Below are 3,770 nucleotides of genomic sequence, written 5' to 3'. Positions count from 1 at the left end.
GTTTCCAGGTGCCCGAGCCGCGGCTCGTCGTCATCAGCCCGTACGACGCCAGCGCCAAGCCCGCCATCGAGAAGGCCATCCGCGAGTCCGACCTCGGGGTCAACCCCACCGACGACGGCAAGGTCCTGCGCGTCTCGCTGCCCGAGCTCACCGAGGATCGCCGCAAGGAGTACATCAAGCTGGCCAAGTCCAAGGCCGAGGACGGCAAGGTCGCCGTGCGCAACGTGCGTCGCTCCGCCAAGCAGGCGTTCGACAAGGCCGAGAAGGACTCCGAGATCAGCAAGGACGAGAACACCGGCGCGGAGAAGCGTCTCGACGGCCTCACCAAGAAGCACGTCGACACGATCGACGAGCTGCTCAAGAACAAAGAGGCGGAGCTCCTTGAAGTCTGAGGACCCCAGCCCGGCCCCATCCAACAGCGCTGAGGCCGGCTCGCACCAAGAGCCGCGCGCGGCCGAGCGTCAGAGTCGCGCCGGCCGCAACCTTCCCGCCGCGATCGGTGTCGGGGTCGGCCTGGTCCTGGTCATCCTCGGCTCGTTGTTCTTCGTCAAGGACGCCTTCGTCGCGGTCGTCGTGATCGCCCTCGGCGTCGGCCTGTGGGAGCTCGCGCGGGCGTTCGCCAAGGCCGGGATCCAGATTCCGTTTGTGCCGGTGCTCACCGGGGGCACGCTCATGCTGGTCAGCGGCTTCTACGGCGGCATGGAGACGGCGGCGGTCGCGATGGCTCTCACTGTCATCGCCACGCTCGTGTGGCGACTATCCGAGGGTGCCGACGGGTTCGTGCGCGACAGCAGCGCCGGCATGTTCGCCCTGTCGTACCTGCACCTCATGGGCGTGTTCGTGATGCTCATGCTCGCCGAGGACGACGGCCAGTGGCGCATCGTGGCGTTCATCCTCGCGACGATCGCCTCCGACATCGGCGGCTATGCGGCGGGTGTCCTTTTCGGCAAGCACCCGATGGCCCCGACCATCAGTCCCAAGAAGTCATGGGAGGGTTTCACCGGCTCGCTCGTCACCGGCATTGCTGCCGGCATCCTCGTCGTCACCTACGCTCTCGACGGCAACTGGTGGGTCGGTATCCTGCTCGGTGTCGCCGGAGTGGTCATGGCCACGCTGGGCGACCTGTCCGAGTCGCTGATCAAGCGCGACCTCGGCATCAAGGACATGGGCGACCTGCTGCCGGGCCACGGTGGTCTGATGGACCGCCTCGACTCGTTGATCGCCGTTGCCCCCGTCGCCTGGGTCATCCTCCACTACCTCGTCCCTGTCACCTGACTTTCGCGTGCGCGCCTTCAGCTGCCGCGTCTGCGGCAACCAGCTCTACTTCGACAACACCGTGTGCGTGGTGTGCGCAAGCACGCTCGCCTTCTCGCGCCGCGAGCGCGACATCGTCCCGCTCGGTGCAGACGGCACGTACGTCGACGACGCACGCTGGATCTGGCACCCGTGCACGAACCGTGACCTGTCGGGCTGCACCTGGCTGACGGAGATCCCCGGCGGCACTTGCTTCTGCTGTTCACTCACGCGCACTCGGCCTGCCGATGTCGACCTCCAGGGCCTGTCGCAGTTCCCGACGGCCGAAGCCGCGAAGCGGCACCTCGTCGTCGAGCTCGACACACTCGGCCTGCCGATCGTCACGCGCGAGGAGGATCCCGAGCACGGGCTCGCCTTCGACCTGCTGTCCAGCGTCGCCGAGAACGTGGTCATCGGCCACGAGAACGGCGTGATCACCCTCGACCTCGCGGAGGGCGACGACGCGCATCGCGAGAAGGTTCGCGTCGACCTCGCCGAGCCGTACCGCACGCTGCTCGGCCACTTTCGCCACGAGATCGGGCACTACTACGAGGCACTGCTCGTACGAGGGCCGGTCCAGGAGCAGGTGCGCGAGCTGTTCGGCGACGACACCGTCGACTACGAGGCGGCCATCCACCGCCACTACGCGCAGGGGCCGCCGGACGGATGGGAGGACTCCCACATCTCCGTCTACGCGACGATGCACCCGTTCGAGGACTTCGCCGAGACGTTCGCGCACGTCCTGCACATCAGCGACACCGTCGAGACGGCCTCGGCCCATGGGCTGTCGACCGTCGACCCGACCGCGTTCTCGTCGTTCCGTGACCTCGTCATGGGTGTGTGGCTGCCGATGAGCTCGGCGCTCAACCAGATCAACCGGAGCATGGGCGCCGGCGATCTCTACCCGTTCGTCATACCCCCGCGAGTGCTCGACAAGCTCGACCTCGTGGCCCAGATCGTTCGTGACGCCGACCCGGATGCCTCTGTGCCACGCTCTGTCACGATGGACCGGTGACTTCTGACGCTCCGCGCCCGCTCCCGCTGGTCATGGAGCAACCGCGCGGACGGGCCAAACCGCCGCGACACCTGGCCGACCTGTCCGCCGACGAGCGCAAGGCGGCTGCCGAGGCTCTGGGCGAACCCGCTTACCGCGTGAAGCAGGTCGCCACCCACTACTACTCGCGGCTCGTGAGCGACCCCGCGGCCATGACCGACCTGCCCGCCGCCAGCCGCGACCGTATCGTCGACGCGCTGCTGCCTACACTGCTCGATCCGGTCCGGACGCTGGAAGCGGATGGCGGCACCACCCGCAAGACGCTGTGGCGGCTCTTCGACGGTGCGCTGGTCGAGTCGGTGCTCATGCGGTATCCGGATCGGGCCACCATCTGCGTCTCCAGTCAGGCCGGCTGCGGCATGGCGTGCCCGTTCTGCGCCACCGGTCAGGGCGGCTTGCAGCGCAACATGAGCACCGCGGAGATCGTCGACCAGGTCGTCGACGCCGCAGGGGCGATGGCACGCGGCGACGTCCCCGGAGGGCCCGGCCGGCTGTCCAACGTCGTGTTCATGGGCATGGGGGAGCCGATGGCCAACTACAAGGCCGTCATCGGATCGGTGCGCCGCATGGTGTCCAAGGCTCCCGACGGTCTGGGCATGTCGGCCCGCAACATCACCGTCAGCACGGTCGGGCTCGTGCCGCGGATGCGCCAGCTCACCGATGAGGGCATCCCCGTCACCTTGGCCTTGTCGCTGCACGCGCCCGACGACGAGCTGCGCAACGAGCTGGTGCCGGTCAACACCCGCTGGTCCGTGCACGAAGCCGTCGAGGCCGCGTGGGACTACGCGCGGACGACGAAGCGCCGGGTCTCGATCGAGTACGCGATGATGAAGGACATCAACGACCAGGCCTGGCGGGCCGATCTGCTCGGCGACGTGCTGCGCTCCTACGGCGACTGGGGGTGGGTGCACGTCAACCTCATCCCGTTGAACCCCACGCCGGGCTCGGTGTGGACGGCGTCTCGACCCGAGGACGAGCGCGAGTTCGTGCTTCGTCTGGTGGCCAAGGGGATCCCCACGACCGTCCGTGACACGCGGGGGAGTGACATCGACGGCGCCTGCGGCCAGCTCGCCGCCGTCGACGCCTGAGTCGAGCCGGGCGTACGTTCGCACCATGACCGACCCGGGAGAAGCCCTCCGTCATGCCGTTGACGCCGCCATCGCCTTTCGATCGACGCTCGATGATCGGGCCGTCGCAGGTCCGATCGATCTGGAGTCGCTCAGCGACCGGTTCGGCACCTCGACGCCCGACCAACCGTTGGATCCGGCCGCCGTGGTCGAGGAGCTCGTCAGGGCCGCTGAGCCCGGACTCGTCGCGACACCCGGACCTCGCTTCTTCGGATTCGTGATCGGAGGGTCGCTTCCTTCGGCGGCGGCCGCCGACATCCTGGCGACCGGCTGGGACCAGTGTGCGTTCAACGGTG

At 68.1% G+C, this 3,770-nt stretch carries 4 protein-coding genes and 1 pseudogene; all 5 read left to right on the top strand.

Annotated features, from left to right (window positions below; genetic code table 11):
* The coding region (locus ACRDPN_RS02290) for a ribosome-recycling factor (RefSeq protein ID WP_431445707.1) at window positions 1-392 on the top strand (392 nt) is incomplete at its 5' end.
* Window positions 382-1,275: a phosphatidate cytidylyltransferase gene (locus ACRDPN_RS02285; protein ID WP_431445706.1), complete on the top strand. Its 894-nt coding sequence runs from the start codon at window positions 382-384 to the stop codon at window positions 1,273-1,275. The genes ACRDPN_RS02290 and ACRDPN_RS02285, both read left to right, overlap by 11 nt.
* Before the next feature lie 7 nt (window positions 1,276-1,282).
* Window positions 1,283-2,308, top strand: coding sequence for a zinc-binding metallopeptidase family protein (locus ACRDPN_RS02280; protein WP_431445705.1), 1,026 nt, complete (start codon window positions 1,283-1,285; stop codon window positions 2,306-2,308).
* 32 nt (window positions 2,309-2,340) lie between these two features.
* Entirely contained in the window at window positions 2,341-3,435 is a 1,095-nt protein-coding gene (rlmN, locus tag ACRDPN_RS02275; protein ID WP_431445708.1) for a 23S rRNA (adenine(2503)-C(2))-methyltransferase RlmN, read from the top strand.
* A gap of 25 nt (window positions 3,436-3,460) precedes the next feature.
* Window positions 3,461-3,770, top strand: a pseudogene (locus ACRDPN_RS02270) (aspartate aminotransferase family protein); the annotation flags it as partial.

This window comes from Aeromicrobium sp. (assembly GCF_050700635.1).
GTDB lineage: Bacteria > Actinomycetota > Actinomycetes > Propionibacteriales > Nocardioidaceae > Aeromicrobium.
This window is presented reverse-complemented; position numbering and strand designations above follow the sequence as displayed.